This is a genomic window from Sphingomonas sp. (genome assembly GCF_035317925.1).
Taxonomy (GTDB): Bacteria; Pseudomonadota; Alphaproteobacteria; order Sphingomonadales; family Sphingomonadaceae; genus Sphingomonas_I.
In genome coordinates this window covers 1-12984 of sequence record NZ_DATHFV010000103.1, presented here as the reverse complement: position 1 = coordinate 12984, position 12984 = coordinate 1, and the positions used below count along the sequence as shown (strand labels likewise).

The 12984-nt window shown below is 66.0% G+C and carries 11 protein-coding genes; 8 read left to right on the top strand and 3 right to left on the bottom strand.

Translation table 11 applies throughout. The features are described from left to right. The 3 genes from VK533_RS07605 to lgt all read right to left on the bottom strand — a co-directional run. A partial coding sequence (locus tag VK533_RS07605) for a polyphenol oxidase family protein (RefSeq protein ID WP_324376262.1) occupies positions 1-618 on the bottom strand: 618 nt, incomplete at its 3' end. A gap of 110 nt (positions 619-728) precedes the next feature. Next, positions 729-1778 carry a class I SAM-dependent methyltransferase gene (locus VK533_RS07600; protein WP_324376261.1) on the bottom strand — a complete coding sequence of 350 codons (1050 nt, stop codon included), beginning with the start codon at positions 1776-1778 and terminating at the stop codon, positions 729-731. Next, positions 1762-2631 (bottom strand): prolipoprotein diacylglyceryl transferase, encoded by an 870-nt coding sequence (gene lgt, locus VK533_RS07595; RefSeq protein WP_324376260.1) that lies wholly within the window; start codon positions 2629-2631, stop codon positions 1762-1764. Before lgt ends, VK533_RS07600 begins: the two co-directional genes overlap by 17 nt. A 98-nt stretch (positions 2632-2729) precedes the next feature. Between lgt and VK533_RS07590 the strand changes: the two genes are divergently transcribed. From VK533_RS07590 to VK533_RS07555, 8 genes are all read left to right on the top strand, one after another. Next, entirely contained in the window at positions 2730-4850 is a 2121-nt protein-coding gene (locus VK533_RS07590) for a prolyl oligopeptidase family serine peptidase (RefSeq protein WP_324376259.1), read from the top strand. 108 nt (positions 4851-4958) lie between these two features. Continuing rightward, entirely contained in the window at positions 4959-6197 is a 1239-nt protein-coding gene (locus tag VK533_RS07585; protein WP_324376258.1) for a DUF1624 domain-containing protein, read from the top strand. Between the two features lie 76 nt (positions 6198-6273). Next, positions 6274-8484, top strand: coding sequence for a xanthine dehydrogenase family protein molybdopterin-binding subunit (locus tag VK533_RS07580; protein ID WP_324376257.1), 2211 nt, complete (start codon positions 6274-6276; stop codon positions 8482-8484). Continuing rightward, on the top strand, positions 8481-9488 hold the full coding sequence (hemH, locus tag VK533_RS07575) for a ferrochelatase (protein ID WP_324376256.1): 1008 nt from the start codon (positions 8481-8483) through the stop codon (positions 9486-9488). The genes VK533_RS07580 and hemH overlap by 4 nt, the downstream gene beginning before the upstream one ends. Before the next feature lie 29 nt (positions 9489-9517). Further along, positions 9518-10240, top strand: a complete 723-nt coding sequence (phbB, locus tag VK533_RS07570) for an acetoacetyl-CoA reductase (protein WP_324376255.1) — start codon at positions 9518-9520, stop codon at positions 10238-10240. 136 nt (positions 10241-10376) lie between these two features. Then, the gene (locus tag VK533_RS07565; RefSeq protein ID WP_324376254.1) at positions 10377-10598 is read left to right on the top strand and encodes a ribbon-helix-helix domain-containing protein; all 222 of its coding nucleotides are present in this window, start codon (positions 10377-10379) and stop codon (positions 10596-10598) included. Between the two features lie 40 nt (positions 10599-10638). Next, entirely contained in the window at positions 10639-12210 is a 1572-nt protein-coding gene (gene purH, locus VK533_RS07560; protein ID WP_324376253.1) for a bifunctional phosphoribosylaminoimidazolecarboxamide formyltransferase/IMP cyclohydrolase, read from the top strand. Between the two features lie 68 nt (positions 12211-12278). Beyond that, positions 12279-12984 (top strand): aspartyl protease family protein (locus VK533_RS07555; RefSeq protein ID WP_324376252.1); only part of this gene is annotated, 706 nt, incomplete at its 3' end.

The window sequence follows — 12984 nt, the reverse complement described above, 5'->3', positions numbered from 1 at the left end:
CGACACGACATAGGCCTCGATGTCGAATTGCTGGTGGCCTTCGCGGCCCGCGAAGAAGAAGCGTTCGTTCGCGGGATCGGCCTCCTCAAAGCGGCGGGCGAAGGCGTCGTCGACTTCGTAGGACGCGCGCGCGATGCAGGGTCCTATCGCCGCCGTGATCCGGTCTCGCTGCGCGCCCAATTTCTCCATTGCCGCGATGGTCGCGTCGGTCACACCATGAAGCACGCCCTTCCAGCCGGCATGCGCCGCGCCGATTACGTTTGCCGTCGAGTCGGCAAGCAGCACTGGCACGCAATCGGCGGTGAGAATGCCGAGTAGCAGGCCGGGCCGATCGGTGACGAGCGCATCGACATGCGGGCGGGCATCGTCGGGAAATGGTTCGGTCACAATCACGGCCTCGGCCGAATGGACCTGATGCACCGTCACCAAAGCCGCGCCGGGCAGCACGGCTTCGACCGCGCGGCGGCGATTTTCGTGGATCGCTTCGCGATCGTCGGTCGAGCCCAGACCGACATTCAATCCCGCGAGAATGCCGGTCGAAACGCCGCCGGCCCGGCCGAGAAATCCGTGCGGGACGCCATCGAGGGCGCGGGCGCGGTAGGGGGTGATTGCGGTCACTTTTTCTCCGTCATCCCAGCAAAGGCTGGGATCCATGTCTCTCGCCACAAGAGCGGCATCTGAGGTTGAGAGAGACATAGGCCCCAGCCTGCGCTGGGGCGACGGGAATTTCAAAAGCCGCCGGGCTCGGGCCAGCGCTTGCCGGTGACCGCCATCACCTTGAACAATTCGCCCATCTCGTCGGGGTGGGTCAGGCGGCGATAGGCCTCGCCGATTTCCTCCGAGCGGCGCGGGGCGTTGCGGGCAAGAATGGCGGCACGGTCGGACAGGCCGAGCGAGACCAGCCATTGCCCCTGCTCGACCGGCCCCGCGACATGCGTGCCCGCCGCGCGCGCCGATCCTGCGAGCGCAGAGAAATCGACATGCGCGGTGAGGTCGCTCGTGCCCGGGCGCGCGAACGGATCGGCATAAGCATGAGCGTGGACCGCCTGCAGCGTATCGCCATGCGCGCCGCCATAATGGCCGTAATCGATCACCAGCATCACGCCGCCCTGGCTGTGCAGCCGCCGCGCGATCGCGCGCGCCAGCCGCCGCGCCATCGGGCAGCTTTCGATGATCCCGCCGGGATCGGTGTGACGCAGATGGAGCGGCACCTCGCCATATTTGGGCGGATCGCCGGGCACGGCTTCGAACCCGTCCATGCCGTTGCGGACGACGCGCTCGCGCCAGCCGGCGAAGGTGTTGATCAGCTGATGCACCGGCAAAGCGTCGAAGAATTCGTTGGCGACGATCAGCAAGGGCCGGTCGGTCGGCAAGGTCTGGATCGTGTCGTGCCAGATCGCGGTCGGATGCAGATCAGCCTGCTTTTCGCGCAGCAGCGGGCTGGTCTCGATGAAATGGAGTTCGGGCTCCCACCCGACCACCTTCATCGCGCGCAGCATATCTTCGGCGAGCGTGCCACGGCCCGGCCCAAGCTCGACCAATACCGCATTCGCCGGACGGCCCGCGCGCTGCCACACGTCGGCGAGCGCAAGGCCGACGATCTCGCCGAACATCTGGCTGACTTCGGGCGCGGTGATGAAATCGCCCGCCGCGCCGATCGCGTCGCGCGTCGCATAATAATGGCTGTTGGCGGCGCCCATGAAGCGCTCGATCGAGACCGGCCCTTCGTCCTCGATCAGCTGCGCGAGCTCGCGCGATATGTCAGGCGGCGCTGGCACTATTGGTCGATCCCACGCGTCTGCGGCCGGCGGTCAGTATGAACCACAGGCCGACGAAGACCATCGGCGCGGACAGGGTTTGTCCCATCGAAAGCCCCCACGGCAGGATGCCCAATTGGGCGTCCGGCTCGCGGAAAAATTCGACGAAGAAACGTGATGCGCCATATCCGACAAGGAATACGCCCAAAAGCAGGCCGGGTTTATAGCGCGCGTCGGTCCGCCAGAAGAGCCACGCCAGCACCGCGAACAGCAAAAGGCCCTCCAGCCCGGCTTCGTAGAGCTGGCTGGGATGGCGTGCGGGCTCCGGCAATCCGGCGTCGACCGTATGCGGGAAGATGATGCCCCAAGGCGCGTCGGTCGGCCGGCCCCACAATTCGCCGTTCACGAAATTGGCGAGACGGCCGAAGAACAGACCGAACGGGCCGCAGCAGGCGACATAATCGACGAAGCGCAGCATCGAGAGCCCGTTGCGCCGCGCCAGCCACCAGATCGCGACGACCACGCCCAGGGCGCCGCCGTGGAACGACATGCCGCCGTCCCATAATCTGAAGGCCTGCCACGGCTCCTTCAGCATCCACGGATCATAGAACAGCACATAGGCGATGCGCCCGCCGAGGATGATGCCGAGCGTCGCGTAGAAGACGAAATCGTCGGCATGACGCCGCGCCATCGGCGCGCCCGGCTGATCGATCAATTTGGTCAGATACCACCAGCCGATCAGGATGCCGGCCATGTAGGCGATGCCGTACCAGCGGATCGGAAAGGGCCCAAGATTGAACCAGACCGGCGACAGATGCAGGTCAGTATAGGACAGATGCCCCGCAGCTGCGGCGGCCAGGATGACGAGGCTCATGGCCGCGCTCTAGCTCAGCACGAAGGCACCGGCAAACGCGCTTGACCGCCGCCGGGGGATCGCCTCTGTTCCGGTCATGAAATGACGAAGGATATCCGATGCTTTCTCCGCGCGCCCGGCTGCTTGTCGCCGCCGCCTTGCTCACGACCTTTCCGACCATGACGATCGCCGCCGATCCGGCCCTTGCCAACGATCCGTATCTCTGGCTCGAACAGGTCTCCTCACCTGAATCGCTCGCCTGGATCGGGACCGAAAACAAGCGCACGCTCGGCGTGCTGGAAAGCGATCCGCGCTTCGCCGGGCTTTATGCGGACGCGCTCAAGATCGCCGAGGCGACCGATCGCATTCCGATGCCGAACCAGATCGGCGGGCAGATCGTCAATTTCTGGCAGGACGCCGATCACGTCCACGGCATCTGGCGGGCGACCAGTCCGGCCAGCTACCTGACCGCGCATCCGCAATGGCGCACGTTGATCGATCTCGACGCGCTCAGCGCGGCGGACAAGATTGGCTGGGTGTGGAAGGGCGCCAATTGCGAATCCGTCGCCGAACGTTTGTGTCTGGTCGCCTTGTCGAACGGCGGCGAGGACGCGACCACCTTGCGCGAATATGATCTCGCCACCGGCCAGTTCGTCGCGGGCGGTTTCAATCTGCCGACGTCGAAGCAGGACGTGAGTTGGGAAACGCCCGACAGCATCCTCGTCTCGCGCGACTGGGGGCCCGGCACAACGACGACGTCGGGCTATGCTTTTGTCGTCAAGCGGCTGAAGCGCGGCCAGACGCTCGACCAGGCGACCGAAATCTATCGCGGCAAGCCGACCGATGTCGGCGTTAGCTCGGCGGTGATGGTCGACGGACAGGGCAACCGGCTGACGCTCATCATCCGCGGCACCACCACGTTCGAGAGCGAACTCTATGCGGTCGGGCCGAATGGAACGACCAGGCTCGATTTGCCGACCAAGCAGGGCATCATCGGGCTGGTCGCGAACCGACTGGTGTTGCTGATCAATCAGGATTGGGGAGGCTTCAAGGCGGGCTCGCTGGTCGCGGTGCGGATCGCCGGCGGCAAGGTCGCGGGCAAGGAATTGCTGTTCGCACCCGGGCCGCGCCAGTCGGTCGAAAATGCGACCGTGACGCGCGATCATGTGCTCGCCGCGATCTACGATAATGTGCGCGGCCGCGCCTGGACCTTCACGCCGGGCGCCAAGGGCTGGAGCGCCAAGCACGTCGCCTTGCCGGACAATGCCTCGGTCGATCTCGGCAGCAGCGATCGGCTCACCAACGAAGCGTGGCTGACGGTGCAGAGCTTCACCGTGCCGAGCACCTTGTGGCGGGTCGATGGCGCAACCGCCACCGCGCAGCAGATCAAAAGCATGCCCGCGCGCTACGACGCGGCGAATCTCGTCACCGAACAGTTCGAGGCAACGTCGAGCGACGGCACCAAGGTGCCCTATTTCGTCGTCCATCGCCGCGACATCAAACTCGACGGCAGCACGCCGACCCTGCTCAATGCCTATGGCGGCTTCCAGGTCTCCGAGACGCCCACCTACCAAGGCACGCGCGGCAAGCTGTGGCTGGAGAAAGGCGGTGCCTATGCGCTCGCCAATATCCGCGGCGGCGGCGAGTTCGGCCCGGCCTGGCACGAGGCAGGCCTCAAGACCAAGCGCCAGATCATCTATGACGATTTCGCCGCGGTCGGACAGGATCTGATCAAGCGCGGCATCACCAGCCCACGTCGGCTCGGCATCTATGGCGGCTCCAATGGCGGCCTGCTGATGGGGGTCGAGATGACGCAGCGGCCGGACCTGTGGCATGCGGTCGCGATCGAGGTGCCGTTGCTCGACATGCTGCGCTACGAACAATTGTCGGCGGGATCGTCGTGGGTCGGCGAATATGGCAGCATGAGCGTGCCCGCCGAGCGTGCCTTCTGGGAAAAGACATCGCCCTATCAGGCGCTGCGCAAAGGCGCCGAATATCCCGAGCCCTTCATCTGGACGACGACGCGCGACGACCGCGTCGGCCCGGTCCAGGCGCGCAAGTTCGCGGCGCGGATGAAGGAATATGGCCTGCCCTATCTCTATTGGGAGAATACCGAGGGCGGCCATGCAGCCGGCGCCAACCTCAAGCAGGCGGCGCGCGCGGTCGCGCTGGAGCTGACCTATTTCACGCGCAAGCTGATGGACCCGGCCGATCCGCCGGTGACGCCGATCGACAAATGACCCCGTTCAACAGGCGGCTGGCCCAGAAATGGCAGCAGTCAAATAAGTGCGGTTTTGCCCGTTTCCCCGCCGTGATAAGCAACGCGCGGGGAAACGGGGGAACAGGATATGGCGACCGCGACTTTGCCGAACGACGATGTGCTGGTCGAGCCGACGCCCAAGGGGCTGACGCGCGCCGGCGCGCACCGGCTCGACGCGATCGACATGCTGCGCGGGCTGGTGATCGCGATCATGGTGCTCGACCATACGCGTGACTTTTTCCATTTTTACGCGCTGCGGCTCGATCCGACCGATCCGGCGAAGACCTGGCCGTTGCTGTTCGCGACACGGTGGGTGACGCATCTGTGCGCGGCGACCTTCGTCTTCCTCGCCGGCGTGTCGATCTATTTCCAGAAAGCCAACGGCAAGACCGATCTGACATCGTTCCTGCTCAAGCGGGGATTCTGGCTGATCTTCCTCGAAATGACCGTGATCAGCTTCGGCTTCAATTTCGGCGAGCCTTTCCTGTTCCTGCAGGTGATCTGGGCGATCGGCGCGAGCATGGTCTGCATGAGCCTGATCTCGAAGTTGCCCGCACGCTGGGTGCTCGGGCTCGGGCTGGCAATCCTGTTGCTCTATCCACTTGCGGCGACAGCAGGGGGCGTCGGTGCGAACCGGGTATCGGCGGGGGTGGCTCCCACCGACGTGCTGGCCATCTTCCGCACGCTGGCGCTTTCGCCAGGCATGATCGGCACGCACGTTTTGGCTTTTTATGCGTTCGTGCCGTGGCTTTCGGTGATGTGCCTCGGCTTCGGGCTTGGGCCGATCTACCGCCTCGATCGGGCCGAGCGCACCAAGCGGCTATTGCCGATCGCGATCGGCCTGCTGCTGGCGTTCGTGCTGCTGCGCCTGCTGGATTCCTTCGGCGATCCCGCACCGTGGAGCTATCAGGCGACGCCGGTACGCACCTTCATGTCCTTCATGAACGTGTCCAAATATCCGCCTTCGGCCGATTATGCGTTCGCGACGCTCGGCGTCTCTCTCCTGTTGTTCCTGATGCTGGAGAAACTGCGTGGTCCGTTCGCGCGTGTGCTGCTCGCGTTCGGCCGTACACCGCTCTTCACCTACATCTGCCACATCTACATTCTGCACAGTTTGATGCTGGTAGCGGTGCTGGCGCTGGGCTTCCCGTTCGGCACCGCAACCGACACCGTGCTTTCGAGCAAGGTGCTGGACAACAATTGGGGCTTCGGCCTGCCGGTGGTCTATGCGGTCTGGCTGCTCGTCCTGGTCCTGCTGGTGCCGCTGTCGATGTGGTTCTCCGCCCTCAAGGCGCGGCGGCGCGACTGGTGGCTGAGCTACCTGTAGGCCCCTCTCCCGCGAAGGCGGGAGAAGGTTTTAAACAGCAGGTGACGCATCGCCATGACCGCCGTATCAGACTGGCATGGCGGCTGAAGCGACGAAGACGGGCGTGGATCGGCGGACCCTGCTGATCGGCGGCGGGGTCGGCGTCGGCCTGCTGCTCGGGTGGGAATTCTGGCCGCGCGAATTTGCGCCCAATGTCGCCGCTGCGCCCGGTGAAACGGTGCTCAATGCGTTCCTGAAGATCGATACCGCCGGGCGCGTCACCGCGATCGTGCCGCAGGCGGAAATGGGCCAGGGCATCTGGACCGCGTTGGCGCAGGCGCTGGCCGACGAGCTTGGCGCGGACTGGCGCCAGGTCGCGGTCGAGCCCGCGCCGATCAATCCGCTCTATGCCAACCGCCTGATCGCGGGCGATTATGGCGAGGCGCATGTGCCCCATTTCCTGCGCGGCGTCGGCATCTGGTCGGCGCAGCGCTGGGCGACGCGCCACGCCTTGATGGTCACCGCCGGATCGACCTCGGTCCGCGCGTTCGAACAGCCGTTCCGCGAGGCCGGCGCGTTCGCGCGTGCCTTATTATGCATGGCGGCGGGCAAAAGGCTCGGCGCCGACTGGCAGGCATGCGATATCGAAGCGGGCTTCGTCGTGCGCGGCGACGATCGCTTCCGCTTCGGCGAGCTGGCGGCGGAAGCGGCGCGCTTCAGCCCGCCCAAGCAAGCGCCGCTACGCAAACCGGGCGAAGGCAATATCTCGGGCAAGTCGATGCCCCGGCTCGATCTGCCGTCCAAGATCGACGGCACCGCCCGCTTCGCCGGCGACGTGCGGCTGCCGAACATGCTCTATGCGAGCGTGCGCCACGGGCCGCTCGGCAATACCAAATTGGTACCGCAGGTGATGACGGCGGCCGATCAGGTGTGGGGCGTGAGCGGCGTGATCCGCGGTCCCGACTGGGTCGCCGCGGTCGCCAACAATTGGTGGGCGGCGGAACGCGCGCTCGACAAGATCCAGCCCCGCTTCGAGACGGTCGGCGCGCTGCCCGATAGCGCGCACGTGGCGCAGGCGCTCGACGCGGCGCTGGCGGACAAGGCCAAGTCGATCGTCACGATCGGCAAGCCCGACCCGATCCTGTCCGGGCCCGGCCTGATCGAAGCCACGTATGAGGTGCCGCTGCAGGCGCACGCGACGATCGAACCGCTCGTGGCGACCGCGCGAATGCAGGGCGATCAGCTCGAAATCTGGATGCCGACCCAGGCGCCCGGCCTCGCCCGCGCCGCGGTCCAGGCCGCGACCGGAATTCCTTATGTCATCATCTACCCGACCCTGATCGGCGGCGGCTTCGGCCGAAAGCTGGAGAATGACGCCGCGATCCAGGCGGCCACACTCGCGCTTCAGGCCAAGCGTCCGGTCCAGCTGATGTGGAGCCGCGGCGAGGAAATGCGGCGCGGCCGCCATGGCCCGCCCGCCAAGGCGCATCTGACCGCACGGCTGAGCGCGCAGGGCCAGATCTCCGCGTGGCGCGTGCGGATCGCGGCGCCCGCCAATGCCGGCGAGGCGATAGGACGGCTGGTGGGATCGCATGGCAGCACGGGCGCGGAAGCGGCGGCGGTCGACGGCGCGCTGCCGCCTTACGCGATTCCCGCGCTTACGATCGAGCATGCGCCCGCTGACATTGGGATCGAAACCGGCGTGTGGCGGTCTGCCGCGCATGCCTACACCGGCTTCTTCACCGAAAGCTTCGTCGACGAGCTGGCGGCGGTCGCGGGGCAGGATGCGCTCGCCTTCCGCATCGGCCTGCTCGCGCAAAATCCGCGGCTCGCGCGCTGCCTCAGCCATGCCGCCGCCACCGGCGGCTGGAGCGGCGAAGCGCAATCGGGCGAGGGCCTCGCCTGCCATTCGGCCTTCGGCAGCCATATCGCGCTGTATGTCGAGGCGTCGAACGAGGGCGGCCAGATCAAGGTATCGCGCATGGCCGCGGCGGTCGATGCCGGGCGGCTGATCAATCCCGATATCGTCCGCCAGCAGATCGAGAGCGGGCTGATCTGGGGGCTCGCCGCGGCGCTCGGCGATCGCATGACCTTCAGCCACGGTCTGCCTGACCAGGCCAATTTCGACGCGCTCGCTCTGCCCCGGCTCAAGGACATGCCGGAGATTGATGTCGAGCTGATCGGCTCGAACGAGGCGCCGGGCGGTGTCGCCGAACTGGCGGTGCCGGTCGCGGCGCCCGCCATCGCCAATGCGATCTTCTCGGCGACGGGCAAGCGCCTGCGCAGCCTGCCGCTCAGCCTGGCATGACGCCGCCGCCGGATCATCCGCCGATCCCCGCGCCCAGGATCGGCGTGCTGATCGTCAACCTCGGCACGCCCGACGCGGCCGAGGCCGGGGCGGTGCGGCGCTATCTCGCCGAATTCCTGTCCGACCGGCGCGTGATCGAGATCCCGCCGATCCTGTGGCAACCGATATTGCGCGGCATCATCCTGCGCACGCGGCCGAAGCAATCGGCGCATGCCTACGCCCAGGTCTGGCGCGAGGACGGATCGCCGCTCGCCGCGATCACCGCGCAACAGGCGGACGCCTTGCGCAGCCTGTTCGGCGACGGCGTGATGGTCGAGCACGCGATGCGCTATGGCCGCCCCGCGATCGCCGACAAGCTCGCGGCGATGAAGGCCGCGGGGTGCGAGCGCATCCTGATCGCGCCGCTCTATCCGCAATATTGCGCGGCCACGACCGCGACCGCGAACGATGCTGCCTTCGCCGCGCTCGCCGCCATGCGCTGGCAGCCGGCGATCCGCACCTTGCCGCCTTATTACGATGACCCGGCCTATATCGTCGCGTTGAAGGCAAGCGTGGAGGCGTCGCTCAAAGCGCTGCCGTTCGAGCCGCAGGCGATCGTCGCCAGCTTCCACGGCATGCCGCGTCGCACGCTCGAACTGGGCGATCCCTATCATTGCCATTGCCAGAAGACCGCGCGCCTGCTGGGCGAGGCGCTCGGGCGGGATCTGAAGATCGCCTTCCAGTCGCGGTTCGGCCGCGCCAAATGGCTCGAACCCGCGACCGACACCACGCTCGCGGCGCTGCCGGGCAAGGGGATCACCAAGGTTGCTGTGGTCGCGCCGGGTTTCTCCGCCGACTGCCTCGAGACGCTGGAGGAATTGGCGATCCGTGGACGGCAGACATTCCTCGATGCGGGCGGAACCGACTTCGCCTATCTTCCCTGCCTCAACAATGATCGCCCCGGCATCGAAATGCTGCGCCTTTTGCTGCAGCGGGAACTTGCGGGCTGGCTGCCCGCTTCCTAGGCTAAAGACAGAAACCGAGGAGAGACTAGATGACGCGCGTTGCGATCGTGACCGGCGGAACCCGTGGCATCGGCGAGGCGATCAGCCTTGCGCTCAAGGAACAGGGCGTGACCGTCGCCGCCAATTATGCCGGCAATGACGAACGCGCGAAGCAATTCAGCGACCGCACCGGCATCAAGGCGTTCAAATGGGACGTGTCGAGCCACGAGGCGTGCGCAGCGGGCGTGTCGGCGGTCGAGCAGGCGTTGGGGCCGGTCGATATCGTCGTCAACAATGCAGGCATTACCCGCGACGGGACGTTGCTCAAGATGAGCTATGCCGACTGGAAAGAGGTGATCGACACCAATCTCGGCGGCTGCTTCAACATGGCCAAGGCGACCTTCAGCGGGATGAAAGACCGCAAATGGGGGCGGTTCGTGAACATCGGATCGATCAACGGCCAGGCCGGTCAGTACGGCCAGGTCAATTATGCCGCCGCCAAATCGGGCATCCACGGTTTCACCAAGGCGCTGGCGCAGGAAGGCGCGCGCTTCGGCATCACCGTCAACGCGATCGCGCCGGGCTATATCGACACCGACATGGTTGCCGCCGTACCGGCCGAAGTGCTCGCCAAGATCGTCGCCAAGATCCCGATCGGGCGTCTGGGCCAGGCGCACGAGATCGCGCGCGGTGTCGGCTTCCTGTGCTCGGACGACGGGGCGTTCATCACCGGATCGACGCTTTCGATCAACGGCGGGCAGCATATGTATTGAGGGCTAACGAGCTCTTTTCCGTCATGCCGATCTTGTTCCGGCATCCACCCATCCGCGAGCGCCGCGCGTGTTGCCCGGTGGACCCCGGACCAAGTCCGGGGTGACGGAGGAAGCGAAACGCCTCTAAGCTCGGATCATGGCCGGCCCCATCAAACGCTCCGTAATGATCGCCGGCCATTCGACCTCGGTCAGCCTTGAGCCGATTTTCTGGGAAGCCTTGAAGCGAGCCGCCGAGGAAGACTCCCTGCCGATCAGCGCACTGGTCGCCCGGATCGACGCGGATCGCATCGCCGAACCCGATCCCGTCAACCTCGCCAGCGCGATCCGCGTTTGGCTGATGGCGCGCTTGCTCGGATAAGGACTCGCCTTCCGGCCAAGTCGCGTTAAAGGCCCCGCGCATGACCAGCATCCCGATCAAGCGCGCGCTCCTTTCCGTTTCCGACAAGACCGGCCTCGCCGACCTCGGCAAGGCGCTCGCCGCCAAGGGCGTGGAGCTGGTTTCGACCGGCGGCACCGCCAAGGCTTTGCGCGACGCCGGGCTGACCGTGATGGACGTGTCCGAGCTGACCGGTTTCCCCGAAATGATGGACGGGCGGGTCAAGACCTTGCACCCCAAGGTCCATGGCGGACTGCTCGCGGTACGCGACGATCCGCATCATGCGGCGGCGATGGCCGAGCATGACATCGGCGCGATCGATCTTGTCGTGGTCAATCTCTACCCGTTCGCGCAGACCGTCGCGAAGGGCGCCGAACGCGACGAGATCATCGAGAATATCGACATCGGCGGCCCGTCGATGGTGCGATCGGCGGCCAAGAACCACGCCTTTGTCGCGATCGTGACCGACCCCGCCGATTATACGGCGGTGGCCGAAGGCACGACCACATTGGAGCAGCGCAAATTGTTCGCCGCCAAGGCGTTCGCCGCGACCGCCGCCTATGACGCGATGATCTCCTCCTGGTTCGCGTTCGCCGATCAGGGCCAGGCCTTCCCCGACACGATGTCGCTGCCGATGAAGAAGAGCAGCGAGCTTCGCTATGGCGAGAATCCGCACCAGTCGGCGGCGCTCTATCTGCCGTTCGGCCCGGCGGCGCGGGGCATCGCGCAGGCCGAGCAGGTCCAGGGCAAGGAGCTCAGCTACAACAATTATAACGACGCCGATGCCGCGTTGGAGCTGGTCAGCGAATTCCGCGACGGCCCGCCGACGGTGGTAATCGTCAAGCATGCCAATCCGTGCGGCGTCGCCACCGGCGAGACGTTGATCGAGGCCTATCAGGCGGCTTTGGCGTGCGACAGCGTATCCGCATTTGGCGGCATCATCGCGGTCAACCGCCCGCTCGACGGCGCGACCGCCGAAGCGATCTCCGGCATTTTCACCGAGGTCGTCGCGGCGCCCTCCGCCGACGATGCCGCGCGCGAAGTGTTCGCGAGGAAGAAGAATCTGCGGCTGCTGATCACCGGCGAGTTGCCCGATCCGGCGCGGCGCGGCTTGCAGATCAAGTCGATCGCGGGCGGGCTGCTGCTCCAGTCGCGCGACAATGGCGAGGTGGCCGAAAGCGACCTGAAGGTCGTGACCAAGCGCGCGCCGACCCCCCAGGAGCTGGCCGATTGCCGCTTTGCGTGGATCGTCGCCAAGCACGTCAAATCGAACGCGATCGTCTATGCCAAGGACGGATCGACCGCGGGCATCGGCGCCGGCCAGATGAACCGGCTGGAAAGCGCGCGCATCGCCGCGTGGAAGGCCAAGGACGCCGCCGAGAAAGCCGGCTGGGCGGAGCCGCGCACGATCGGGTCGGCAGTTGCGTCGGACGCCTTCTTCCCGTTCGCCGACGGCCTGATGGCGGCGGTCGAAGCGGGCGCGACCGCGGTGATCCAGCCGGGCGGATCGATGCGCGACAGCGAAGTCATCGCCGCCGCCGACGAGGCCGGGCTGGCAATGGTCTTCACCGGAATGCGCCACTTCCGGCACTGATCCGGCTGTTCATCGACGGGACATTGCGGTTTAACTAGGCGCCGCCGATCATTTCGGTGGAGCAACAGATGCGTTTGACCTCGATTCTTGGTTTCGCCCTGATGGCAAGCATGGCGGCGCCGGTTGCTGCCGCGGCCGCACAGCCCGTCACCGTGAAACTGGAACCGTGGCGCACGCGCTGGGTGCTGCCCGCCACGATCGCGGGCACGACACGCAAATACCTGTTCGATACGGGCGCAGGTCTATCGCTCGTCTCGTCCGACACGCTCAAGGCCGCGGGCTGCGAACCGTGGGGCCGGATGACGGGATTCCGCATGATGGGCCAGCGTGGCGATACGCCGCGCTGCGAGGATATCGATGTAGCCGTCGGCGGCGTGACGCTCAGACCGCCCGTGCTGGGCACGATCAATATGGGCGACGACAATCCCAAGGATGCAGCGCTCGACGGTGTGATCGGGTTCAACCTGTTCGAGGACAAGATTGTCACGATCGATTTCGCGGCGGGCACGCTGACGATCGAAACCGAGGAGAGCCGCGCCCGGCGCGTCGCGACGATGCAGCCGATCAGGGTGCGGTTGAAACGGGAGGTCGACGGTCTCGCGCTCGCGGTTGCCGCTGCCGTGCCGACCGCCAGGGGCACGCTGTGGATGGAGCTGGATTCAGGCAATGGTGGAACGATCCTGGTATCGAAACCGGTCGCCGCTTTGGTCGGGATGGACGCCAAGCAGGACGGCAAGCAGTCCGCCCATTTCACCGTCGCCGACAATGTGGTGG